This is a genomic window from Nitrococcus sp. (genome assembly GCF_059432795.1).
In genome coordinates this window covers 1-19,949 of record NZ_JBXWZQ010000028.1, presented here as the reverse complement: position 1 = coordinate 19,949, position 19,949 = coordinate 1, and the positions used below count along the sequence as shown (strand labels likewise).

The 19,949-nt window shown below is 61.5% G+C and carries 25 protein-coding genes; 15 read left to right on the top strand and 10 right to left on the bottom strand.

The annotated features are described in order from the left end of the window. Window positions 1-459 precede the first annotated feature (459 nt). The 8 genes from ptsN to AC52Q4_RS02390 all read right to left on the bottom strand — a co-directional run bounded on the left by ptsN (window position 460) and on the right by AC52Q4_RS02390 (window position 6,387). On the bottom strand, window positions 460-930 hold the full coding sequence (gene ptsN / locus AC52Q4_RS02425; protein WP_495535208.1) for a PTS IIA-like nitrogen regulatory protein PtsN: 471 nt from the start codon (window positions 928-930) through the stop codon (window positions 460-462). An 89-nt stretch (window positions 931-1,019) separates the two neighbouring features. Beyond that, window positions 1,020-1,346 (bottom strand): ribosome hibernation-promoting factor, HPF/YfiA family, encoded by a 327-nt coding sequence (hpf, locus tag AC52Q4_RS02420; RefSeq protein ID WP_495535207.1) that lies wholly within the window; start codon window positions 1,344-1,346, stop codon window positions 1,020-1,022. Window positions 1,347-1,362: 16 nt separating this feature from the next. Continuing rightward, window positions 1,363-2,844 carry an RNA polymerase factor sigma-54 gene (locus tag AC52Q4_RS02415; RefSeq protein ID WP_495535206.1) on the bottom strand — a complete coding sequence of 494 codons (1,482 nt, stop codon included), beginning with the start codon at window positions 2,842-2,844 and terminating at the stop codon, window positions 1,363-1,365. A gap of 123 nt (window positions 2,845-2,967) precedes the next feature. After that, complete coding sequence (lptB, locus tag AC52Q4_RS02410; protein ID WP_495535205.1) at window positions 2,968-3,717, bottom strand: LPS export ABC transporter ATP-binding protein; 750 nt, start codon at window positions 3,715-3,717, stop codon at window positions 2,968-2,970. Then, on the bottom strand, window positions 3,714-4,274 hold the full coding sequence (gene lptA / locus AC52Q4_RS02405) for a lipopolysaccharide transport periplasmic protein LptA (RefSeq protein WP_495535204.1): 561 nt from the start codon (window positions 4,272-4,274) through the stop codon (window positions 3,714-3,716). The genes lptB and lptA overlap by 4 nt, the downstream gene beginning before the upstream one ends. Next, window positions 4,255-4,824 (bottom strand): LPS export ABC transporter periplasmic protein LptC, encoded by a 570-nt coding sequence (lptC, locus tag AC52Q4_RS02400; protein ID WP_495535203.1) that lies wholly within the window; start codon window positions 4,822-4,824, stop codon window positions 4,255-4,257. The genes lptA and lptC overlap by 20 nt, the downstream gene beginning before the upstream one ends. Further along, window positions 4,817-5,374 carry a KdsC family phosphatase gene (locus tag AC52Q4_RS02395; RefSeq protein WP_495535202.1) on the bottom strand — a complete coding sequence of 186 codons (558 nt, stop codon included), beginning with the start codon at window positions 5,372-5,374 and terminating at the stop codon, window positions 4,817-4,819. Before AC52Q4_RS02395 ends, lptC begins: the two co-directional genes overlap by 8 nt. Further along, window positions 5,374-6,387 (bottom strand): KpsF/GutQ family sugar-phosphate isomerase, encoded by a 1,014-nt coding sequence (locus tag AC52Q4_RS02390; protein WP_495535201.1) that lies wholly within the window; start codon window positions 6,385-6,387, stop codon window positions 5,374-5,376. The genes AC52Q4_RS02395 and AC52Q4_RS02390 overlap by 1 nt, the downstream gene beginning before the upstream one ends. Window positions 6,388-6,887: 500 nt before the next feature. On the opposite strand from AC52Q4_RS02390, the gene AC52Q4_RS02385 reads away from it, so the two are divergent. The 9 genes from AC52Q4_RS02385 to hisD are packed head-to-tail and all read left to right on the top strand — an operon-like array spanning window position 6,888 to window position 13,544. Beyond that, entirely contained in the window at window positions 6,888-7,733 is an 846-nt protein-coding gene (locus AC52Q4_RS02385) for an ABC transporter ATP-binding protein (protein WP_495535200.1), read from the top strand. Continuing rightward, window positions 7,730-8,506 carry a lipid asymmetry maintenance ABC transporter permease subunit MlaE gene (gene mlaE / locus AC52Q4_RS02380; RefSeq protein WP_495535199.1) on the top strand — a complete coding sequence of 259 codons (777 nt, stop codon included), beginning with the start codon at window positions 7,730-7,732 and terminating at the stop codon, window positions 8,504-8,506. The genes AC52Q4_RS02385 and mlaE overlap by 4 nt, the downstream gene beginning before the upstream one ends. 29 nt (window positions 8,507-8,535) lie before the next feature. Beyond that, entirely contained in the window at window positions 8,536-9,033 is a 498-nt protein-coding gene (gene mlaD / locus AC52Q4_RS02375; protein WP_495535198.1) for an outer membrane lipid asymmetry maintenance protein MlaD, read from the top strand. Further along, window positions 9,030-9,659, top strand: coding sequence for an MlaC/ttg2D family ABC transporter substrate-binding protein (locus tag AC52Q4_RS02370; RefSeq protein ID WP_495535197.1), 630 nt, complete (start codon window positions 9,030-9,032; stop codon window positions 9,657-9,659). The genes mlaD and AC52Q4_RS02370 overlap by 4 nt, the downstream gene beginning before the upstream one ends. Next, window positions 9,656-10,003: an STAS domain-containing protein gene (locus AC52Q4_RS02365; RefSeq protein WP_495535196.1), complete on the top strand. Its 348-nt coding sequence runs from the start codon at window positions 9,656-9,658 to the stop codon at window positions 10,001-10,003. The genes AC52Q4_RS02370 and AC52Q4_RS02365 overlap by 4 nt, the downstream gene beginning before the upstream one ends. Further along, window positions 10,000-10,245 carry a BolA family protein gene (locus AC52Q4_RS02360; RefSeq protein ID WP_495535195.1) on the top strand — a complete coding sequence of 82 codons (246 nt, stop codon included), beginning with the start codon at window positions 10,000-10,002 and terminating at the stop codon, window positions 10,243-10,245. The genes AC52Q4_RS02365 and AC52Q4_RS02360 overlap by 4 nt, the downstream gene beginning before the upstream one ends. A gap of 3 nt (window positions 10,246-10,248) precedes the next feature. After that, the gene (gene murA / locus AC52Q4_RS02355) at window positions 10,249-11,508 is read left to right on the top strand and encodes a UDP-N-acetylglucosamine 1-carboxyvinyltransferase (protein WP_495535194.1); all 1,260 of its coding nucleotides are present in this window, start codon (window positions 10,249-10,251) and stop codon (window positions 11,506-11,508) included. Window positions 11,509-11,530: 22 nt separating this feature from the next. Next, window positions 11,531-12,208, top strand: coding sequence for an ATP phosphoribosyltransferase (gene hisG, locus AC52Q4_RS02350; protein ID WP_495535193.1), 678 nt, complete (start codon window positions 11,531-11,533; stop codon window positions 12,206-12,208). A gap of 16 nt (window positions 12,209-12,224) precedes the next feature. Next, window positions 12,225-13,544 (top strand): histidinol dehydrogenase, encoded by a 1,320-nt coding sequence (hisD, locus tag AC52Q4_RS02345; RefSeq protein ID WP_495535192.1) that lies wholly within the window; start codon window positions 12,225-12,227, stop codon window positions 13,542-13,544. 19 nt (window positions 13,545-13,563) lie between these two features. Here the strand turns inward: hisD and AC52Q4_RS02340 are convergent, their stop codons facing one another. After that, entirely contained in the window at window positions 13,564-14,730 is a 1,167-nt protein-coding gene (locus AC52Q4_RS02340) for a trypsin-like peptidase domain-containing protein (RefSeq protein WP_495535191.1), read from the bottom strand. 100 nt (window positions 14,731-14,830) lie between these two features. On the opposite strand from AC52Q4_RS02340, the gene AC52Q4_RS02335 reads away from it, so the two are divergent. The 6 genes from AC52Q4_RS02335 (at window position 14,831) to AC52Q4_RS02310 (ending at window position 19,460) form a co-directional block, all read left to right on the top strand. Then, window positions 14,831-15,589, top strand: a complete 759-nt coding sequence (locus AC52Q4_RS02335; RefSeq protein WP_495535190.1) for a Nif3-like dinuclear metal center hexameric protein — start codon at window positions 14,831-14,833, stop codon at window positions 15,587-15,589. A 171-nt stretch (window positions 15,590-15,760) separates the two neighbouring features. Further along, entirely contained in the window at window positions 15,761-16,360 is a 600-nt protein-coding gene (gene petA / locus AC52Q4_RS02330; protein WP_495535189.1) for a ubiquinol-cytochrome c reductase iron-sulfur subunit, read from the top strand. Next, window positions 16,357-17,595 carry a cytochrome b gene (locus AC52Q4_RS02325; protein ID WP_495535188.1) on the top strand — a complete coding sequence of 413 codons (1,239 nt, stop codon included), beginning with the start codon at window positions 16,357-16,359 and terminating at the stop codon, window positions 17,593-17,595. The genes petA and AC52Q4_RS02325 overlap by 4 nt, the downstream gene beginning before the upstream one ends. Then, entirely contained in the window at window positions 17,592-18,356 is a 765-nt protein-coding gene (locus AC52Q4_RS02320) for a cytochrome c1 (RefSeq protein WP_495535187.1), read from the top strand. The genes AC52Q4_RS02325 and AC52Q4_RS02320 overlap by 4 nt, the downstream gene beginning before the upstream one ends. 83 nt (window positions 18,357-18,439) lie before the next feature. After that, window positions 18,440-19,042, top strand: a complete 603-nt coding sequence (locus AC52Q4_RS02315; protein ID WP_495535186.1) for a glutathione S-transferase N-terminal domain-containing protein — start codon at window positions 18,440-18,442, stop codon at window positions 19,040-19,042. 22 nt (window positions 19,043-19,064) lie between these two features. Further along, window positions 19,065-19,460 (top strand): ClpXP protease specificity-enhancing factor, encoded by a 396-nt coding sequence (locus AC52Q4_RS02310; protein ID WP_495535209.1) that lies wholly within the window; start codon window positions 19,065-19,067, stop codon window positions 19,458-19,460. Window positions 19,461-19,609: 149 nt separating this feature from the next. Here AC52Q4_RS02310 and AC52Q4_RS02305 read toward each other — a convergent pair. Further along, a partial coding sequence (locus tag AC52Q4_RS02305; protein ID WP_495535185.1) for an SIS domain-containing protein occupies window positions 19,610-19,949 on the bottom strand: 340 nt, incomplete at its 5' end.

Sequence of the window (19,949 nt, the reverse complement as noted above, 5' to 3'; positions counted from 1 at the left end):
ATTAGCGGCGATTGCAGCCGGTAGTCGCGACGCTGAGCGGCGCTGATGTGGGAGGTGTCAATCCAGAGCAATGGTGCGTCCGCGGCATCAGGCAGCGGGCAGGACGGCAATAACCGAATCGACGCGGCGGGTTCGCGACCCACCCAACAGCTCGCCGTTTCCGGCAAGTGCAGGTGGCTGGGGAGGTCCGCAGCCAACGGCCTCGGTGCATCTAGTGCGCGGGCGAGTGCGGCGCAGTCGAGCCTGATATTCCCTAGTCTTACTGTATTCCGCATTCCCTCTCTCCGACCGATTTGAACGCCACGCACGGCCGAGCTCGATCACTTACGCTCGCGCAATTGCGGCCGGTTTCGCTGTCGGCCGTTCGGTTGGTCATTACCGGGAGTCGTCTGCCAGGGTATTCCTTTGTCTATTGCCACATCCCCCAGGTAGTGAGGGCACATCGTTTATAACGCCGGCTCAGGCGCCTTGCTGGCTGGCTTGCCAGCGACTGATATGCTGGTAAATCTCCTCTTCGCTTTGGCTGCTGCGCAATCGTTCGCAGAAGGCGTGATCGCTGAATAGCTCCGCCAAGGCCGCGAGAATGCGTAGATGCTCGTCGGTGAAATGCTTCGGCACAATCAAGGCGAATAGCAAATCAACCGGTTGCTTGTCGATGGCATCGAAGTCAATCGGCTGGTCGAGTCGGATCAGAGCGCCTAATGTGTCGCTGATTCCGTCTACGCGGGCATGCGGCAATGCAACGCCTTTGCCGAGCCCAGTGCTCCCTAGGCGCTCCCGTCCGATCAGATGCTCGAAAATCGTTCTGTCAGTGGGCTCGCCCATCGTGTTAGCGAGGAGCACGCTGAGAACTTCCAAACTGCGTTTTTTGCTGGTGACATGAACCCCGCAGCGGATACGCTCAGGGACTAACAGGTTGACAACGTTCATTGTCCAATGCCCCAATGGACGAAATTTGAGACGTTCCTCACGTGCGATATTCGCACGGGCCAGGGTCCTGCATCCCGCCCACCGGCTCGTTACTGTTCGAGAGCTTGGCTTACCGAGCCTTCCCGGCGATGGTGATCCGCCCGCTTTTCCTTGTGCTTGACGACTTGTCTGTCGAGCTTGTCGATCAGAGCGTCGATTGCAGCATACATGTCCTCATCAAGCGCATCGGCATAGAGTTTGGCCCCGCTTAAGTTGAGCGTCGCCTCCGCTTTCTGGGTCAGTTTCTCGACGGTCAAAACGACGTGCGCATCGACCACGTTGTCGAAGTGCCGCTCCAGCTTGTCGAATTTCAACGCCACATAATCGCGTAACGCCTCAGTGACTTCCACGTGGTGCCCAGTGATATCGATTTGCATAACGCCCTCTCGGTGATCAGGCCAGACGCCTGCGCTCTGTGGATGACGCGATACTCATGGACTCACGATACTTGGCCACCGTCCTTCTCGCCACATTAATGCCGTCAGCCTGAAGTCGCTCGGTTAGCTGATTGTCGCTGAGCGGGCATGACGAGTCTTCGTCGGCGATCAAACGCCGAATTCGGGCCCGTATCGCCGTCGCGGAACATTCTCCCCCGTCCATCGTCTGAACATGGCTCGAAAAAAAATGCTTGAACTCGTAGGTCCCGCTCGGCGCCCTGAGGTACTTTTGGCTCGTGATGCGCGATACGGTGGATTCGTGCATATTGATTGCTTCGGCCACCTCGCGCAGCACCAAGGGTTTCATTGCCTCAGCGCCGTGCTCGAGAAAATCCCGTTGCCGCTCCACGATACACTGTGCCACCTTCAGCAAGGTTTCATTGCGCGAATGCAAGCTCTTGATCAGCCAACGCGCTTCCTGGAGGTGCTGTCGCATGACCGAGTTGTCACGGCTGTTGTCGCCGCGACGCACGAGCCCTGCATACTGGCTGTTGACGCGCACACGCGGATAGGCATCCGGGTTGACCTCCACATGCCATGAGCCATTTTCCTTGCGCACGTAAACATCCGGAATAATGTATTCGGGTCGCGCACTGCTGATGCGCAAGCCGGGCCGGGGATCGAGCGTCTGGACCAGCGCCAGTGTCTGCTGAAGGGCTTCCTCGTCGAGGCGCAGCCTACGCTTGAGTTGGGCGAATTGCCGCTTGGCGACCAGCCCAAGGTACTGGTCGATGAGCTGCCGCGCCTGCGCGAGCCACGGCGTCTCGGGCTCGAGTTGGTCGAGCTGGACCAGCAGCGCCTCCCGCGGGTCGCGCGCTGCAACGCCCACCGGGTCGAAGTGCTGAACCTGGCCCAGAACGGCTTCCATTTCCTCCGCGGACACGCCCCATTCTGCGGGAAGCGCCATATGGATTTCATCCAGGGGGCAGCTCAGATAACCGTCGTCGCCCACCGCATCGATGATGGCCTCGGCGATGGTAAGCTCCCGGGTCGAGAAGCGATTGAGCTGGGCTTGCCAGGACAAGTAATCCTGTAGTGATTGACCGCCCTCGCTTTGATTGGCAAAAGGATCCCGCTCCTCTGTATAGCCCGGGTCACTGTACACGGTCGTGCCGTTGTAGACATCCTCCCACGTCGTGTCCATCGGCAGATCATCGCTCAGTCGCTCGGTTTGTGCCGCGTCCTCGCGATTCTGCGCCGCGCTTTCGGCCCCCCGCTCGGTCTCGTATTCACGCTCCGAAGGGCTCACGAGCAGCTCCGTCTCATCGAAGCTGTTATCGGCCTCCTCGGCGAGTTCGAGCATCAGGTTGGACTCGAGGGCCTGCTGTATCTCCGTCCGCAGCTCAAGGGTGGGCAGCTGTAACAGGCGTATGGCCTGCTGAAGCTGGGGAGTCATTGTGAGCTGCTGACGCAGGCGAAGCTGAAGCGACTGTTTCATGTTTCGCTGTGCTGGCGAAGCTCCCAAGCGGCTACCGCGTAACGTCCGTGATTGAAACGTATCACATTACAGAGTAGCGCAGCTGTTGATCGATTTCTTATGGTGCCAGAAGCTGGGCGTTCGTCACAGGCGAAAATTACGCCCTAGATAGACCGCCTTGACCTGATCGTCGGCAAGCACGGCTTCCGCAGAGCCCTCGGCGATCATCTTGCCGCCGCTCAGGATGTACGCCCGATCGACAATGCCGAGCGTGTCGCGCACGTTGTGATCTGTTATGAGCACACCGATTCCTCGGGCAACCAGATGCCGGACGATATCCTTGATGTCGCCCACCGAAATGGGATCGACACCGGCGAAAGGCTCGTCGAGCAGGACGAAGCGCGGATCCGCCGCCAGGGCACGGGCGATTTCCACCCGCCGGCGCTCACCGCCGGAGAGACTGATGCCGAGTTGATCGCGCAGGTGCGCCACGTGGAACTCCTCCAACAGGCCTTCCATGATGCGCCGACGCTCGACTCGCGAGAGCCCCCGGCGCAGCTCGAGAATGGCCATCAGATTCTGAGCCACCGTCAGCTTGCGAAAGACCGAGGCCTCCTGTGGCAAGTAACCGATGCCCAAGCGGGCGCGGGCATGCATCGGTAGGCGCGTGATGTCATGGCCGTCCAAGGCGATGCGTCCGCCGTCGGCCGGTACCAGCCCGACGATCATGTAAAAACAGGTCGTTTTGCCGGCCCCGTTGGGGCCAAGCAAGCCGACGATCTCACCGCTTTGGATGTGCAACGAGGCATCCCGGACCACCGGCTGACGGCGGTAGTGCTTGGTCAACCCAGTGGCTTTGAGCTCGTTGCTGGGAACTGGCTGGGGTGTACTCATTGGCTCTTGTCTGCGTCCTTGCCCTGTCTCTGATTGGGATAGATCGTAATATGAATTCGGTTCGTCTTGTCCTTACCGGAATGCGCCTCGACCTGATCCGCCTCGATATCGTAGAGAACCTGGTGGCCCCGGAAGGTGTTGGAGCCCTGCCATAGGGTGGCGCCTTCCAATAGGCGGATTCTGCGCGGTCCGCTCGCATAGTATTCCATGCGCGGCGCCTTGGCGTGCACGTACTCGTTCTCGCCTTCGGGCAGTTCACGGTAGCTTGCCGGATCCCCCTCGACGACAATGTGATCAAGCTCGCGACTGGCCGGGGCGTAGTAGACATGCATGACGTTGCCGGTGATTTTCAGCGTCCCTTGGATGAGCACGACGTCACCGCGGTAGACGCTCACCCCCTTGACGTTATCGACCTCGGCCTGGTTCGCGCTGAGCTTGATGGGTTGGTCACGGTCGCTGTTGCGGGCGACGCTGCTCGAGTACGGCGCCAATAGTGTGATCATGGTGACAATGGCCAGCGACCAGACGATCCACCGCTCAGTGACTCGCTGCTGCATAGTACCCCTCGACCTCGGCGAGCAACTGAACGCGCTGCGTGCGCATCCAGGCCCGGGCACCCGTGGCGTCGATGTGGAAATCACGTCCGTAGACCGTCACCGGCGTGTCGGTATCGGCGTAGTCTTCATGAGGCAGAAGGTGCAGACGCTGCGTCTCCAGCGCAATGGAAGGATTGACCGAACTCGCTGGGCGATTCAGCCGAACCTTGCCACGGAGCAGCACCTCGCTGCCACCGGCCCACATGCGGCCATTGTCGGAGCGTCCGTACCAGGGGGCGCCGGAGGGCATATACACTGTCCATACCGGTTGCTCGATGATCGATACGTCGGCTTGCTGGTAGTGAACCATGCGCTTGCCGCGCACCGTATAGTCGGTGCGACCGTCCGGGCGCGTCACATGAAGGCTGAAGTCGGCGAAATAATAGGTGGTTTGGGTTTGCTCCGATGGCCGTTGCTCCGGCTGCCGTTCATCGAATCGCCACCACGCCAGAATTGCCAGCGCTACCACTGCCCCGAACGGAAACAGGCGATTGCGATTGAGGCTAGCCATGCTGCTCCAATAGATCCTGCAGACGCCCGCGGGCCGCGAGCAGTAATTCACAGACTTCCCGCACGGCGCCGCGACCGCCCGGGCGTCGGGTCTGCCAGCGGCAGGCTGCGGCAAGGCGGGGGTGGGCGTCCGCTACCGCGATGCCCAAGCCGGCGGTGCGCACGGCGCCAAGGTCGACGATGTCGTCGCCCACATAAGCGCATTCGCTCGCCACGATCTCCAGTTGCTGGCACAGCGCGTCCAGCGCACGGCGCTTGTCGCACGTGTTCTGGATCACGTGGCGAACGCCCAGTTCCCGCGCTCTTCTGGCCACGGCGACGAAGCCGCGAGCGCTCAACAGGGCGACCTCGATGCCGCAGGCAATGACCATGGCGACGCCTTTGCCGTCATGGCTGTGAAACGGCTTCATGGCCTCGCCATGCGGGCCAATGTAGAGGGTCCCGTCCGTGAGGACGCCGTCGACATCCAGCACCAGCAAGCGTATCCGTGCCGCGCGCGCGATCACCTCCGCGTCGGGGCGCGCGCAATAGGCATCGGCAAATGCCGACATCAGACCACACCGGCACGCAGGAGATCGTGCATGTTCAGCGCCCCGATAAGACGGTTCTCGCTGTCCACCACCAACAAGGCATTGATCTTATGGCGCTCCATGAGCTGCAGCGCCTCCGCGGCCAGGCTGTCGGCGGAAAGGGTGCGAGCGCCGGGGGTCATGATCTCAGCCATCCGGGTAACGTGCACATCGAGCTGACGATCCACCGCACGGCGCAGGTCACCGTCGGTAAAGATACCCAGTACACGGCCCTCGGTATCGACGACGGTAGTCATGCCTAGTCCTTTGTTGGTCATCTCCACCAGGGCGTGGCTCAATAGCGTTTCCGGGGCGACCCGCGGAATGCGCTCACCCACGTGCATGACGTCCTCTATGCGCAGCAGCAGGCGTCGGCCCAGCGCACCGCCGGGATGAGATCGCGCGAAATCCTCGCGAGTGAATCCCCGCGCATCGAGCAGCGCGATGGCCAGTGCATCGCCCATTGCCAAAGCCGCGGTGGTGCTCGAGGTTGGGGCCAGGCCGAGCGGACAGGCTTCCTCCGTGACGCTGATATCGATGTGCACCGAAGCGGCACGGGCGATCGTGGAGTGCGAGTTGCCCGTCAGGGCAATGAGCGAGACGTCCAGGCGCTTGATCAAAGGTAGGAGGGTCGTGATCTCGCGGGTCTCACCGGAGTTGGATAAGGCAATGACCGCATCGTTCACCGTGATCATGCCGAGGTCGCCGTGACTGGCTTCCCCCGGGTGAACGAAAAAAGCCGGTGTCCCAGTGCTCGCCAAGGTGGCCGCCAGCTTGCCACCGATATGTCCCGATTTTCCCATGCCGGTAACGACCACGCGACCCCGGCAGTTGAGCAGTAGACGGCAGGCGCGCGCGAACTCGTGGTCGATGCGCTGGCGAAGCGCCAGAATGGAGGCCGCCTCCACCTCTATGACGTCACGGCCGAGTTGACAGAGATCCTCATCGGTGGCCCGTTGCCGCGACGGTGGATGCAGGGTATCCGAGTCGGTCATGCTGCGCCTCCTTGTGATCGACCGATGGCGCAATGAGCCTCGCTCGGTGGGCTTTGCACGGCAAGAAACGATAGACGAGCGACCCTTCCGGCGTCGTGCCTGCGATTTTCTGCTGTGGTCATTGAAGCTCTCGACCGTCGAGAAATAGGGTAGACTGCCCACGCCAGGCCAGCGCGCGCTCTGTTACATCCTTTGGCTGAGTAGCTCTATTGGACCCGATGGCTATACCAATAGCAATGTCCCGCTTGCCATAGACGGGCGGCTACGATCTCCGCGCGACCATGCCCACTTGGCATCGCGGTTTTCCGCGGCGAGCAGACGTGCGGGCGCTCGGGCTGTGCATTCCACCGGCGGCGGGTTGGTGATTTGACTGTGGTCAAGCGATGCCGGATACTCGCGGCGCTCGCCAAAAATTAGGCTTTTGCCAAGCTCGTCGAGAACCGTTCTGCCGTTGCTCCGGCGTACGGCGTCGGGTCCGGCAACGACTCAAGCGATTGCACATGGCAACTGATGCGGGTGATCAACACAGCGATTGCGTCGTCGAGATCGAGAACTTGCATTTCTCCCGCGGGCGGCAGCAGATTTTTGCGGGCTTGGATATCGGAATCCGCCGGGGTGAGGTCACCGCGATCATGGGCCCGAGTGGCACCGGCAAGACCACTTTGCTGCGGCTGATCGGCGGACAACTGCATCCGGATGCGGGAAGAATTCGGGTCGATGGGTTGGACGTCCATGCGCTCAGGCGCCCACAGCTCTATGAGCTGCGCAAGCGCATGGGCTTGCTCTTCCAAAGCGGTGCGTTGTTCACTCATCTGAACTGCTTCGAGAACGTGGCCTTCCCGTTGCGGGAGCATACCCGCCTGCCGCCGGCGCTGATCCGCCATCTGGCGCTGATCAAGCTCGAGGCGGTTGGCTTGCGCGGCGCCCGCAATCTTTACCCGGCCGAACTCTCGGGCGGCATGGCGCGCCGCGTGGCATTAGCGCGAGCCATCGCCCTGGATCCGATGATCGTCATGTATGACGAACCTTTCTCCGGACAGGATCCCATTTCCATGGGAATATTGGTGCAGCTCATTCGCCTGGTGAATGACGCCCTCGGCTTGACCAGCATCGTCGTCTCGCACGACGTGGCGGAGACCTCGGAGATCGCGGACCGCGTTCATGTGATCTCCGAAGGTAAGATTGTAGAATCCGGCTCTCCACGGGCGCTGCGCGAGTCCTCATCCGAATGGGTCCGTCAGTTCTTCAATGCCCTACCTGATGGGCCGGTACCGTTTCACTATCCGGCCGCCTCCCTCGAGGAGGATTTGCTCGGCACGGGCGGTGCCAAGGGATTCGTTTCATGATCGAATGGCTACGGCTGTTCGGCGCACAGACGCTTGCCGCCACCGCGCGTCTTGGGCGCGGGCACCTGTTTCTGCTGCGCGTGCTGTTCGGAATGCCGGCGTTATTACTCCGCCCCGGTCTGGTGATCGCTCAAATTTATTTCACCGGCGTGCTTTCCCTGCTCATCATCGTCGTCTCCGGGCTTTTCGTCGGCATGGTGCTGAGTCTGCAAGGATATTATACGCTGGTGGATTTTGGTGCCGAGCACTCGCTGGGGGTGCTGGTGGCGCTGTCGCTGACCCGGGAGTTGGGTCCGGTCATCTCGGCTTTGCTTTTCAGCGGCCGGGCGGGTTCGGCGCTGACAGCGGAAATCGGGTTGATGAAGGCCACCGAGCAGCTCTCCGGAATGGAGATGATGGCGGTGGATCCGGAACGCCGCGTGGTGGCGCCGCGATTGCTCGGTGGGATGATCGCGCTGCCGCTGCTCGCCGCGATCTTCACGCTCGTCGGTGTGTTCGGCGGCTATTTCGTGGGCACAGTGCTGCTGGGAGTGGACAGCGGCGCGTTCTGGTCACAGATGCAGGCGCAGGTCAGTTTCACTGACGATGTAGTCAACGGAGTGCTCAAGAGCCTGGTTTTTGGCTTTGTTGTCAGCTGGACGGCCGTGTTCGAGGGCTTCGATTGCACGCCGACCTCGGAGGGCGTGAGCCGGGCCACGACACGGACGGTGGTGCACAGCTCGCTGGCGGTGCTGGGCCTGGATTTCATCCTCACTGCGCTCATGTTCGACTGAGCGTGGTAGCAAACGGACGGGCAGGGCGCATGCAGAATTCGCGGTTGCTGGAGATTGGGGTGGGGCTGTTTGTCCTGCTGGGCTTGGGTGCATTGCTGATATTGGCCTTGAGGGTCAGCAATATATCCGCTTTCCAACAGACGCGCGGCTACGATGTGATTGCCCTATTTCAGAACATCGGTGGCCTGAAGGTGCGGGCACCGGTGACCCTGGCCGGGGTTTCCGTTGGCCGGGTAGAGGAGATCGACGTCGATCCGCAGACATTCGAGGCACGGGTAGTGCTGACCATTTCCGACAAGTATGCCAACCTACCGCAGGATACCAGCGCGAGCATTTACACTGCCGGTTTGCTGGGTGAACAGTATGTCGGCCTGCAACCCGGAGGTATGGAAGAGGTGCTCAAGTCCGGTGACGAGATCATGCTGACCCAATCGGCCGTCGTGCTCGAACAGTTGATCGGTCAGTTCCTGTATAGCAAGGCCTCGGGTGCCTCGGACAGCAACGCGGGTGGAGAGCAAAAGCCTTGATACGCTCGATCATGGTGACATTGGCCGTGGCTTGGCTGGCTGCGGCGATGGGCTTGTTCAGCGCAACGGCGGCCGAGCTGCCACCGGATGCGCTGGCGCGGCAGACGACCGAGAAGACGCTGCAAGCCATCAGAGAGCATCGCCAGGAGTTGCAGCGGGATCCCTCCATGATCTATGACTTGGTCAAGGAGTTGGTGCTGCCGCACTTCGACTTCGAGCTCATGAGCCGTTTCGTGCTGGCGCAGGATTGGCGCACCGCTACGCCCGCGCAGCGCGAACGCTTCGTTGGCGAGTTTCGCAAGCTATTGGTGCGCACCTATGGCAGATCGCTGGCCGAATATTCAGGCGAGAGCGTTGAGTTCGAGCCGATGCATTCCGAGGCGCGCACGGGCCGGGTAACCGTGCGCTCCAGTATCAAGCAATCCGATGGGCCGCCCATCGCGCTGGACTACAAGCTCTACAAGAAGCGGGACGCCGGCTGGAAGGTCTTCGACGTGATCGTTGACGGCGTCAGCCTGGTTCAGAACTACCGCAGCTCTTTTCGCTCCGAGATCCGGCGCCATGGCCTCGATGCGCTGATCGAGCAGCTCTCGCAGCGTAACGCCAAGGGCATACCCTCGTCGTGAGTGCAACGCATCGCGTGCGCGAGGACGAAGGGAAACTGGCGCTGCTCGGCGAGCTGACTTTCGATGCGGTCCCCGGGCTTTGCCAGGATCTCGAATCCGTCTTCAAGCGGGGCCCGCGCCTTTGTGTCGATCTCTCCGGGGTCGAACGAGTCGACAGCGCGGGGTTGGCGCTTTTGATCGAGTGGACGCGCGTGGTTCGCGCGTCCGGCCATTCCCTGGAATTCGTCAATGCACCGCAAGCGCTCCTCACGATCGCCCGGGTCAGTGGAGTGGAGCGGTTGTTGCCATTCTCGCAGACCGATGCCGAGGCGGATGGCCATGACCACACAGGAGATCGTTTATGATGAACCCGCAGCAGATTAAGCAGCTGATCGAGGCCGGTTTCAGCGAGGCGCGCGTGGAGGTCGATGGTGACGGGCGGCATTTTCAGGCGCTCGTGGTCACTCCGGATTTCGAAGGTACCCCCATGCTCAAGCGGCACCGGATGGTATACGCTCTGCTACAGGAGCACATCGACAGCGATGTGTTGCACGCGATCTCGCTGCGGACCCTGACCCCCGCGCAGTGGGCGGCGGATAATGGCTGATCCATGGAGCGCCTGATTATCCAGGGCGGCTGCCCCCTGGAGGGCGAGATTCGCATCTCGGGCGCGAAAAATTCGGCTTTGCCGATCTTGGCGGCGACGCTGCTTGCCGACGGCGCCAGTCGGGTCGGCCGTGTGCCGGATTTGCATGACATCACCACCACGATGGAACTGTTGGGCCAGATGGGCGTGCGGCTCACTGTCGATGAGCGCATGAACATTGAGGTCGATCCCCGCGAGATCCGCGAACATCACGCGCCTTACGAGCTCGTGAAGACCATGCGAGCCTCGATCCTCGTATTGGGACCGCTGCTTGCCCGATACGGGCAGGCCGATGTCTCGCTGCCAGGCGGGTGTGCCATCGGAAATCGACCGGTCAATCTGCACGTGGAGGGGTTGCGCCAGATGGGTGCAACGATCCAAGTGGAGAACGGTTATATACGGGCCCGTTGCGAGCGGCTGCGCGGCGCGCGCCTGGTAATGGACCTCGTCAGTGTCACCGGCACCGAAAATCTGATGATGGCAGCCACGTTGGCCAAGGGCACCACGGTTATCGAAAATGCAGCCCGGGAGCCGGAAGTCGTTGACCTGGCTAATTGCCTTAACCGAATGGGCGCCCACGTCAACGGCGCCGGCACGGACACGCTCGTGATCGAGGGCGTGGAGCGGCTCTGTGGAATCCATTACGACGTGCTGCCCGATCGGATCGAGACCGGAACCTATCTGGTGGCGGTTGTGATGGCCGGGGGGCGCGCCAAGGTCAAGGATACCCGACCGGAGCTGCTGGAGGCGGTACTGCTCAAGCTCGAGGAGGCCGGTGCCTGGGTGAATACAGGCAAGGACTGGATCGAGTTGGATATGGCTCGGGAACGCCCGCGTGCGGTCAAGGTGCGGACCGCGCCCTATCCTGGGTTCCCTACCGACATGCAAGCCCAGTTCTGTGCACTCAACGCCGTGGCGAGCGGCGTGGGCATGGTCACCGAGACGGTTTTCGAGAATCGTTTCATGCATGTGCTGGAGATGCAGCGCATGGGTGCGGACATGCGCCTGGAAGGGCGTACGGCAATCAGTACCGGCGTGCCCCGGCTCATGGGGGCGCCCGTCATGGCGACCGACCTGCGCGCTTCCGCGAGCCTTGTTTTGGCGGGGTTGGTGGCGGCGGGGGAAACGGTCGTGGATCGTATTTACCATGTCGACCGGGGCTACGAGTGCATCGAAGAAAAGCTCTCTCAGCTCGGTGCCAACATTCGGCGTGTGCCGGGCTGAGAAGCGCGTGCGGCGTTCTGCCATGAGTGATGATGACACCTTGCTCATAGCCTTGCCGAAAGGCCGGATTCTCACGGAGGCACTGCCCTTGTTGGGCTATGCCGGTATCGAGCCCGTCGAGCGCCCGCAGGTGAGCCGCCGGCTGATTTTGGACACCGGGCTGGGGCGGGTGCGGGTGATGATCGTGCGTGCCGTGGATGCGCCCACGTATGTCGAGTACGGTGGTGCCGACGTCGGCGTGACCGGCAAGGATGTGCTCATGGAGTACGGCGGTCAGGGACTCTATGAGCCGTTGGATTTGGGGATCGCCCGATGCCGTCTCATGGTCGCGGGGCGGCCCGGCGCAAACGTATCTGCTCGGCGCCTTCGTGTCGCGACCAAGTACGTCAACATCACCCGGCGCTATTTCGCTGAGCAGGGGCGGCAGGTCGAGCTGATCAAGCTCTACGGCTCTATGGAGCTTGCACCGCTGGTTGGCCTGGCCGATTTGATCGTCGACCTGGTAGACACCGGGAGCACATTGCAGGCGAACGGCTTGGCGCCGCTGGAGCACATCGCGGATATCAGCTCGCGTCTGGTGGTCAACCGGGCGGCGATGAAGACCAAGCACGGACTGATCAAGCCGTTTCTGGTGCGGATGCGGGCGGCCGTAGCGGCAATGCAGCGCCAGTCGGAACCGCCCGGGGCAACCGGTAATTGACCACGCTGGAGCACAAATGCTTACAGTCAAACGTCTCAGTACCACACAACCGGATTTTTGGGACAATCTCCGGCGGCTAACGGATTGGAATGACGAAGCGGCGGCGCAGGTGGCGCAAACCGTCGCGGAGATACTCGAGGCGGTACGCCAGCGCGGCGATGCTGCGGTGCTCGAGTATGCCGCCCGCTTCGATGGCATCGAGGCGAGCGCCGTCGCGGAACTGGAAATCCCGCCGCAGCGCTGGGCGGCAGCCCTGGACGCAGTGCCAACGGCGCAGCGGGAAGCCTTGGAACTCGCCGCGGAGCGAATCCGTGCCTACCACCTGCGGCAAAAAACCGAGTCATGGTCTTATACGGAACCCGACGGCAGCATTCTCGGCCAGCAGGTGACGCCGCTGGAGCGCGTGGGCGTGTACGTGCCCGGGGGTAAGGCGGCCTATCCATCGTCGGCGCTGATGAACGTGCTCCCCGCGCGCGTTGCCGGCGTCGATGAAATCACCATGCTTGCTCCGGCCCCGGGAGGTGAGATCAATCCTTTGGTGCTAGCGGCGGCCCAGATCGCCGGGGTGGATCGATTGTTCACCCTCGGCGGGGCACAGGCGATCGGTGCATTGGCCTACGGCACAGAGACCATTGCGGCGGTGGATAAGATCGTCGGCCCGGGCAATGCGTACGTGGCGGAGGCCAAGCGGCGTGTCTTCGGACATGTTGGAATCGACATGGTGGCCGGCCCCTCGGAGATCTTGATCGTCTGTGATGGCCAGACCGACCCGGAATGGATTGCAATGGACCTGTTCGCCCAAGCCGAACACGACGAGGACGCCCGTGCCGTGCTGGTGTGTCCGGACCCCCTGTATCTTGACCAGGTGCAAAGTGCAATGGAGCGGCTTTTGCCGGCAATGGAGCGCTCCGAGGTTATTCGCGCCGCGCTCAACAGCCGCGGCGCGCTCGTCTGCGTGCGCGACCTTGCCGAGGCGGCTGACGTGGTCAATTTCGTCGCCCCTGAGCATCTGGAGCTCTCGCTGATCGAGCCCGAGCGGATGCTCAGCGCCGTGCGGCATGCAGGCGCGGTGTTTCTAGGCCGGAATTCTGCCGAGGTGTTCGGCGATTACTGTGCGGGGCCCAATCATGTGCTGCCGACCTCGCGCACGGCTCGGTTTGCTTCGCCGCTCGGGGTCTATGATTTTCAAAAACGCACCAGCCTTGTCCACTGCTCGGCCGAAGGTGCCGCTCGTTTGGGGCGCATCGCCGCACCCATCGCGCGCGGCGAGGGGCTGACCGCACATGCCCGATCGGCCGAATACAGAATCCAAGTTTGCGAAAGCGAGAGCGAATAGCGCTCGACCGTTATGGCCATCATAGCCGGCTTGGCCGTTCCTCGACCGAAACGCGGCGCTGGAACGCCGCGCCGCTGTGCAGTCCCGAGACCACGATCGTGGCACCGGGCCTCTGGGCCGTGATGATGGTAAGCAGCGCCTGAATGTCGGCGACCGGTTTGCCGTTGATGTTCAGCACGACATCGCCGGGAGCCAGGCCGGCACGCGCAGCCGGCCCGTCGCGCAACACATCCGCGATGAGTACCCCCTGCGCCGGCGCGTCAAGCCCGTGCGAACTGGCCAGCTCCGGGGTGAGGCTCTGTACCTGGATACCGATCCAGCCGCGGATCACGCGGCCCTCTTCGACGATGCCCTTGAAGACCCCGCTAGCGAGACTGATTGGGATGGCAAAGCCGATGCCGAGCGAGCCTCCGGTCCGGCTGAAAATCGCGGTGTTGATGCCCACCACCTCACCATGCGCATTGATTAGCGCACCGCCGGAGTTGCCGGGATTGATGGCGGCATCCGTTTGAATGAAGTTCTCGATAGTGGCCAGTCCGAGCTGGTTGCGTCCGGTGGCGCTGACGATACCCTGGGTGACCGTCTGCCCGATACCGAAGGGATTGCCGATGGCGAGCACGACATCGCCGACCCGCAGGGCTTGGGAGTGGCCGAGCGTGACGGCGGGAAGCTTCGTGAGGCCGACTCTGAGGACGGCCAGGTCGGTTTCCGGATCCGTACCGACAACGACGGCCGCAGCAGTGCGCCCATCGGACAACAACACTTGGATCTCATCCGCGCCCTGGATCACGTGGTTGTTTGTCAGCACATAGCCTTTGCCGCTTATCACCACGCCGGAGCCCAGAGACGTCTGGAGACGTTGGCGGGGAGGGCCGCCTCGCTCGCCGAAGAAGCGACGTAAGCTTGGATCGTCAAAAAAGGGGTGACGTGACTCGGCCACTTGTTTTGCGGTATAGATGTTCACCACTGCGGGGGCGGCGCGCAAGACGGCCTCGGCGTAGGAATTCGGCGTGGCCGTCGTCCCCACCATGGCAACCTGGCTGGCCAACGGAGCCTCGTGGATCTCAACGACTGCCCGTTCGGGGCGCATCAGGCCCGGGGTCAGCCAGATCGTAATCAGCGCGACGGCGACACCGATGCCGAGATACTTGACTATGAACTGAGCGATACGTTTGTTCGGCCTCACGCCGTTCTATCTCGCACTCCATTGCCCCGCGCCGCTACGCGGAGACGCCCCGAGGATGACAAGCCTGGCCACGCAATTCTGACGAGGACTCGATAGCGCCATGGTACCGCTTTCTGAGCTGGTGCGTTACTGCGATGAGCTGCTCGGCGCACGCCGATTCCCAGATTACGCGCCCAACGGATTACAGGTTGAGGGCCGAGCCGAGGTGGCGCGCCTCGTGACAGGCGTCACGGCCTCGGTTGCATTACTCGAGCAAGCGATCGCGGCCGAGGCGGACGCCGTGTTGGTGCACCACGGCTATTTCTGGAAGGGCGAATCGCCGTCGGTGACGGGGCTGAAGGCACGACGGCTGGGCCTTTTGCTGCGCCACGGTATCAGTCTGATCGCCTATCATTTGCCCCTGGATGTTCATGAGGTGCTCGGCAACAATGCCCAATTGGGAAAGCGCCTTGAAATCGAGCTAGAGGGCTACGCCGAGGCCGGTGGAGTGCCCGGGCTGCTTGCCTTCGGCCGGTTTGCGGCGCCGATCTCGGCGGCCGAGCTTGGACAGCGGCTGTCCTGCCGATTGGGCCGCGAGCCGTTGCAGGTGGGCGCTGGCCCGGCGGTCATCCGCAGGGTGGCCTGGTGTAGCGGTGCCGGGCAGCGATTTCTCAGCGAGGCGGTAAGCCTTGGGGCGGATGCCTATATCAGCGGCGAGATCTCTGAACCCACTACCCACGAGGCCCGGGAATTCGGGATCCACTACTTCGCCTCAGGCCATCACGCGACCGAGCGCTATGGCGTTCAGGCACTCGGCAAGCAACTTGCCGCGAGTCTCGCGTTGGAACACCGTTTTCTCGACGACCCCAATCCCGTGTGATGCGCCTCGGGCGCTTCGCGGGCGGCAGCTTGGCTGCGCTTGACGACTTCGGCGCTATGTAAGATCCTTGCACGCTGCGCGCGAATTGTGGCATTTCGAGAGCCCCGAGAGCCGGCCTTCCTGGCCGTTTTTTCTGGCCGTTTTATCGCCAATCCAGCTAAGGGGGTATGGATGAAACCGCAGGGGCCGGATTTAAAAAGACGGCGTTTGCTCACCGGGGCCGCTGGCGTGGTCGGTGGTGTGGGCGTGGCGTATGCTGCCGTGCCTTTCCTGACCTATTGGCAGCCGAGCGTCCAGGCGGAGGCGGCGGGCGCACCGGTCGAAGTGGACATCAGTAAGCTCGAACCCGGCCAGAAGATCGATGTCGATTGGCGGGGCAAGCCGATTTGGATATTCCGCCGCACGCCGAAAGAGCTGGAAAACTTGTCGGAGCTCAATAATCTGCTGCGGGATCCTCACTCGGAGGTCGCCACTCAGCAGCCTCCGTATTGCCAGAATCTGCCCCGCTCGATACGGCCCGAGTACGGTGTCATCATCGGTATTTGCACCCACCTCGGCTGTATACCCCTTTACGAGCCGCAGCCCGGTTCGGTGGACAACGCATGGCCGGGCGGATTTTTCTGCCCATGCCACGGTTCCAAATACGATCTCGCCGGTCGTGTCTACAAGGGGGTGCCGGCACCGCTCAACCTTGCCATACCGCCTTATTGGTATCCCAGTGAGTCACGCATCATCATCGGTGAACACCAGGAAGAGGGGGCCGCTTCATGAGTGAAGGCGCCAAGGCTCGGGGCCTGATGGGCTGGATCGATGCGCGCTTCCCGTTCACGAAGCTTTGGGAAGAGCACGTCGCCCAGTACTATGCGCCCAAGAATTTCAATTTCTGGTATTACTTCGGTTCGCTCGCGCTGTTCGTGCTCGTTTTGCAGCTGGTCACGGGGATCTGGCTGACGATGTACTACAAGCCGGATGCCGAGAGCGCTTTCGCCTCGGTCGAGTACATCATGCGCGATGTGCATTGGGGTTGGCTCATCCGCTATCTCCACTCCACCGGCGCTTCGGCGTTTTTCGTCGTTGTGTACCTGCATATGTTCCGAGGACTGCTGTACGGCTCCTACCGCAAGCCGCGAGAGTTGCTGTGGCTCATCGGCATGGTGATCTACGCCATCCTGATGGCCGAAGCGTTCTTCGGGTACCTGCTTCCCTGGGGGCAGATGTCCTATTGGGGCGCGCAGGTGATCACCTCGCTCTTCGGTGCCGTTCCCGGTGTCGGGGAGTCGCTCATGGTCTGGATCCGGGGCGATTACACCGTCTCCGATGTCACCTTGAACCGCTTTTTTGCGCTTCATGTGGCGGCGATGCCGTTGCTTCTCGTGATGCTGGTGGTCGTGCACCTCATGGCGCTACACGAGGTGGGCTCGAACAACCCGGATGGCATCGAGATCAAGCGCAACAAGAATGCCAGCGGCCATCCCGTGGATGGCATTCCATTCCACCCTTATTACACCGTTAAGGATCTGATGGGCTTGACGGTGTTCTTGGCGGTGTTCGTTTTGGTTGTATTCTACGCACCAACCATGCTGGGATTGTTTCTGGAGCCCGAGAATTTCGAACCGGCCAATCCCCTCAAAACCCCGGAGCACATCGCGCCAGTCTGGTATTTTACCCCCTTCTATTCGATCCTTCGCTGCGTGCCGGACAAGCTTTGGGGCGTCATTGCCCTTGCCTCGTCAATTTTCGTGTTGTTCCTTCTGCCTTGGCTGGATCGCGGCAAAGTGCGCTCCGTGCGTTATCGGGGGCGCGGGTTCAAGATCGCCCTGGGGGTGTTCGTGGTCGCCGTTCTGATTCTGGGGCATCTCGGCGCAAAGCCGCCGACACCAGGCCGCAATTTGGTGGCGCGTATTTGTGCGGTGCTCTATTTCGGCTATTTCGCGTTTCTCTGGGCCTACACTTTCTTTGGCTTGGAAAAGACCAAGCCGGAGCCGGAGAGAGTGACCCTGCAATGAGAAAGCTTGCCTGCTTGCTTGCACTGATGCTGCTACCGGGAATCGTCGCCGCCGCGGAAGGCCCCGAGCTGATGGACGTGCGGACCGATTTAGACGACAAGGTTTCGTTGCAACGGGGCGCGAAATATTTCGTCAACTACTGTATGGGCTGCCACTCATTGAAGTACTTGCGCTATCAGCGCTTGGGGCGTGACCTCGGTGTGTCCGACAAGCTGGTGGAGAAGTACCTGATCTGGGACGGCAGCAAGATCACCTCGCCCATGATCAGTGCGATGCGCCCAGAGGATGGCAACGACTGGCTTGGTGCGGTTCCTGTGGATCTGACATTGGTCGTGCGGCGCCACGGTGGCGGCCTGGATATCGGCCGCGGTGCAGACTGGGTGTACACCTACCTCAATAGCTTCTATCGTGATGATGATACCTCCACGGGAGTCAATAACCTCGTGCTACCGAACGCGTCCATGCCACACGTGCTTTGGCGGTTGCAGGGGATTCCGGAGCCGGTCTACGAGCCGGTGCAGGAGGAGGGCTCCGGTGAGCGCCAAGAGGTGATCGGCGTCAAGGTGCCGGAGGGGGCCGGTGCGCTCAGCGAGGTCGCGTATCACAGAATGACGCGCGACATCGTGAATTTTCTGGTCTATGCGAGTGAGCCGATACAGTCCACGCGGCGAGCGCTCGGATTGCCTGTGTTTTTGTTCCTGATCGTCTTCTTCGCCATCGTATATTTGCTCAAGCGAGAATATTGGAAGGACGTGCACTGATTGCGCGGCCTTTTTGTGGGCGGCATTTGCTATATAAACCTTGGTGGAGCTGGCATATGGCGGCTGTAAGCCGACGATCCATAATGACATTGTATTCCGGACCCACCAATTGCGACAGCCATCGGGTACGGTTCGTGCTGGCGGAAAAGGGGATTGCGGCCGACGTTGTCTCTGTTGACCTCGAGGAGGAGCGGCCGGCGGATCTGGTCGACCTCAACCCGTATGGAGAGGTCCCGACGTTGGTAGACCGCGACCTTGTCCTGTACGATTCCAAGGTAATCAGCGAGTATCTTGACGAGCGATTTCCGCATCCGCCGCTGATGCCGGTGGATCCCGTTTCACGGGCCAAGGCAAGGCTGGTCATTTACCGAATCGAGCGGGATTGGTGTCGTCTTTTGATGCAGTTCGATACGGCAGACAACAAAACCGTAAGCGCCCTGCGCCAGGAGTTGTGGGAGAGCCTGGTGGCGAGTAATGAGGTGTTCGCGTCCGGAACGCCGTTTTTCCTCAGCGACGAGCTTACCATGATGGACTGTGCGCTCGGGCCGCTCATGTGGCGGTTACCGCATTATGGAGTCGAAATCCCGCCAAGCTCCGAAGGTATCCACGATTATCAGGAGCGGCTGTTTGCACTGGAATCTTTTCAGAAGAGTCTCAGCGAGGCGGAACGGGCGATGCGCGCCTGATCGACGATGGTGAGCCATGAGCATGACCTCCAGTCGGCCCTATCTCATTCGGGCCTTATACGAATGGATCGTCGACAATGAACTGACACCCTATCTGTTGGTTGATGCGACCCAGGAAGGCTTGCATGCACCACTCGAATATGCCGACAAGGGAAAATTAGTGCTCAATGTGGCACCGCGTGCCGTGCGCGCGTTGAAGCTGGGCAACAGCGCCATTGACTTCAATGCCCGATTCGGAGGCAACGCGCGCGATGTCCATCTCCCCGTACAGGCCGTGCTGGCGGTCTATGCACGTGAAAATGGCCAGGGGATGCTGTTCAGCGAGTTGGACGGTGATGAGCCACCCTCCGGCTCGGGCGGTGACGACGTCAGCTCCGGTGGCGGACGCAAGAAGCCGAAATTGCGAATCGTCAAGTAACGCCTGTCCGCCAACTCGCTGCGCTTGTCCCGGGACGCTTGTTGTCGGTATTTCCGTCCTCTCACCGTCGATCCCGGCCACTGGTTTTTTTGATGCGGCGGGATTCGTTTCGAGCTGCGCCGCGGTACCCGCAATGGCGGCATATCCAACTACGCGGCCTTGAACAAGTGCTGGTCGATCAGGTCACACAAGCAGTGCGCCACGACGAGGTGGACTTCCTGAATGCGGGATGTGGCTTGTGCCGAGATGCGGATCTCGACATCAGAGGCTTGCAAGCCTCTGCCGGCATTGCCGCCATCGCGACCCGTCAAAGCAACGGTTCGCATGTGGTTTTCCTGAGCGGATCGGATAGCGGCGACGATGTTAGCACTGTTGCCGCTCGTGCTCAGCGCCAGAAGCACATCTCCTGGGCGGCCGATTGCCCGAATCTGCTTGGCGAACACCTGGCCGTAGTCGTAGTCGTTGGCGATCGAGGTCAGTGTGGAGCTG

Bases quoted from the DNA above. Each gene is read 5' to 3' on its own strand.
- ptsN (WP_495535208.1), bottom strand. From the start codon at position 930: ATGAACGTTGTCAACCTGTTAGTCCCTGAGCGTATCCGCTGCGGGGTT.
- hpf (WP_495535207.1), bottom strand. From the start codon at position 1,346: ATGCAAATCGATATCACTGGGCACCACGTGGAAGTCACTGAGGCGTTA.
- AC52Q4_RS02415 (WP_495535206.1), bottom strand. From the start codon at position 2,844: ATGAAACAGTCGCTTCAGCTTCGCCTGCGTCAGCAGCTCACAATGACT.
- lptB (WP_495535205.1), bottom strand. From the start codon at position 3,717: ATGAGTACACCCCAGCCAGTTCCCAGCAACGAGCTCAAAGCCACTGGG.
- lptA (WP_495535204.1), bottom strand. From the start codon at position 4,274: ATGCAGCAGCGAGTCACTGAGCGGTGGATCGTCTGGTCGCTGGCCATT.
- lptC (WP_495535203.1), bottom strand. From the start codon at position 4,824: ATGGCTAGCCTCAATCGCAATCGCCTGTTTCCGTTCGGGGCAGTGGTA.
- AC52Q4_RS02395 (WP_495535202.1), bottom strand. From the start codon at position 5,374: ATGTCGGCATTTGCCGATGCCTATTGCGCGCGCCCCGACGCGGAGGTG.
- AC52Q4_RS02390 (WP_495535201.1), bottom strand. From the start codon at position 6,387: ATGACCGACTCGGATACCCTGCATCCACCGTCGCGGCAACGGGCCACC.
- AC52Q4_RS02385 (WP_495535200.1), top strand. From the start codon at position 6,888: ATGGCAACTGATGCGGGTGATCAACACAGCGATTGCGTCGTCGAGATC.
- mlaE (WP_495535199.1), top strand. From the start codon at position 7,730: ATGATCGAATGGCTACGGCTGTTCGGCGCACAGACGCTTGCCGCCACC.
- mlaD (WP_495535198.1), top strand. From the start codon at position 8,536: ATGCAGAATTCGCGGTTGCTGGAGATTGGGGTGGGGCTGTTTGTCCTG.
- AC52Q4_RS02360 (WP_495535195.1), top strand. From the start codon at position 10,000: ATGATGAACCCGCAGCAGATTAAGCAGCTGATCGAGGCCGGTTTCAGC.
- murA (WP_495535194.1), top strand. From the start codon at position 10,249: ATGGAGCGCCTGATTATCCAGGGCGGCTGCCCCCTGGAGGGCGAGATT.
- hisG (WP_495535193.1), top strand. From the start codon at position 11,531: ATGAGTGATGATGACACCTTGCTCATAGCCTTGCCGAAAGGCCGGATT.
- hisD (WP_495535192.1), top strand. From the start codon at position 12,225: ATGCTTACAGTCAAACGTCTCAGTACCACACAACCGGATTTTTGGGAC.
- AC52Q4_RS02335 (WP_495535190.1), top strand. From the start codon at position 14,831: ATGGTACCGCTTTCTGAGCTGGTGCGTTACTGCGATGAGCTGCTCGGC.
- petA (WP_495535189.1), top strand. From the start codon at position 15,761: ATGAAACCGCAGGGGCCGGATTTAAAAAGACGGCGTTTGCTCACCGGG.
- AC52Q4_RS02325 (WP_495535188.1), top strand. From the start codon at position 16,357: ATGAGTGAAGGCGCCAAGGCTCGGGGCCTGATGGGCTGGATCGATGCG.
- AC52Q4_RS02320 (WP_495535187.1), top strand. From the start codon at position 17,592: ATGAGAAAGCTTGCCTGCTTGCTTGCACTGATGCTGCTACCGGGAATC.
- AC52Q4_RS02315 (WP_495535186.1), top strand. From the start codon at position 18,440: ATGACATTGTATTCCGGACCCACCAATTGCGACAGCCATCGGGTACGG.
- AC52Q4_RS02310 (WP_495535209.1), top strand. From the start codon at position 19,065: ATGACCTCCAGTCGGCCCTATCTCATTCGGGCCTTATACGAATGGATC.